This window comes from Acidovorax delafieldii 2AN (assembly GCF_000175235.1).
Taxonomy (GTDB): domain Bacteria; phylum Pseudomonadota; class Gammaproteobacteria; order Burkholderiales; family Burkholderiaceae_C; genus Acidovorax; species Acidovorax delafieldii_B.
The window spans coordinates 1-1,120 of sequence record NZ_ACQT01000531.1 but is presented as its reverse complement, the minus strand read 5'-3'; the positions used below and the strand labels follow the sequence as shown (position 1 = coordinate 1,120).

1 pseudogene is annotated in these 1,120 nt (G+C 68.5%); it reads left to right on the top strand.

Annotated features, from left to right (window positions below):
- Positions 1-1,120, top strand: a pseudogene (locus ACDELDRAFT_RS22820) (ComEC/Rec2 family competence protein); the annotation flags it as partial.

Below are 1,120 nucleotides of genomic sequence, written 5' to 3'. Positions count from 1 at the left end.
GAATCCGCGCAGTGGCAGGGCGAGCCCGTCAGCTTGCCGCCGCTGGTGGACGTGTCTTGGTATGGCGAGCCCACGGCGGAAGGTGCGGTCCCGGCGGACGCGCTGCGGCATCCACCGCGGCTGCAGGCGGGCGAGCGCTGGGAAATGACCGTGCGCCTGAAAGCCCCCACGGCGCCCGCAACCCGCATGGCTTCGACTATGAACTCTGGATGTGGGAGCAGGGCGTGCAGGCCACGGGGTACGTGCGCACCGGGGCGCGGGATGTGCTGCCGCAGCGATTGGGAACCACCTGGAACCACCCTGTCGAGCGCATGCGCCAGGTGGTGCGGGATGCCATCGTCGCGCGGCTGGCGGGCAGCGCGGTCGAGGGCGATGGATACGGGCGCATCAGCGGCGTGGTGGCGGCCCTGGTGACGGGTGACCAGCGTGCAATCGACCGTGCCGACTGGGATGTGTTCCGCGCCACGGGCGTGGCCCATCTCATGAGCATCTCGGGCTTGCACATCACCTTGTTTGCCTGGCTGGCAGCGTTGGTGGTGCGGTGGCTGTGGTGCCGCTCGCCACGCTTGTGCCTGGCGGTGCCGGCGCCTTCAGCAGCGCTTGTGGCGGGGGTTTTGTTGGCTGGCGCCTATGCGCTCTTCAGCGGCTGGGGTGTGCCCGCACAGCGCACGGTGCTGATGCTCGCCACGATTGCCGCGCTCAAGCTCGGCGGACGGCGATGGCCCTGGCCGCAGGTGTGGCTGCTGGCCTGCGCGGTGGTGGTGGCGGTGGACCCGTGGGCGCTATGGCAGGCCGGATTCTGGTTGAGCTTCGTGGCCGTGGGCGTGCTTTTTGCTGCAGATTCGATAGCTGATGGCGCTCGTGGAATAAGCGCTACGGGCCATTTCGTTTCATTGTTGAGAGAGCAGTGGGTGGTGACCCTGGCCCTCACACCGCTCACGTTGCTGCTGTTCGGACAGGTTTCGGTGGTGGGGTTCGTGGCCAATCTAATCGCGATTCCGTGGGTGACGCTGGTGGTGACGCCGCTGGCGCTGGCCGGGGTGGTATGGACTCCGCTGTGGGACGGTGCTGCGTGGGCGCTGCAGCCGCTGGCGGCGCTGCTGCAGTGGCTGGCGGCGTG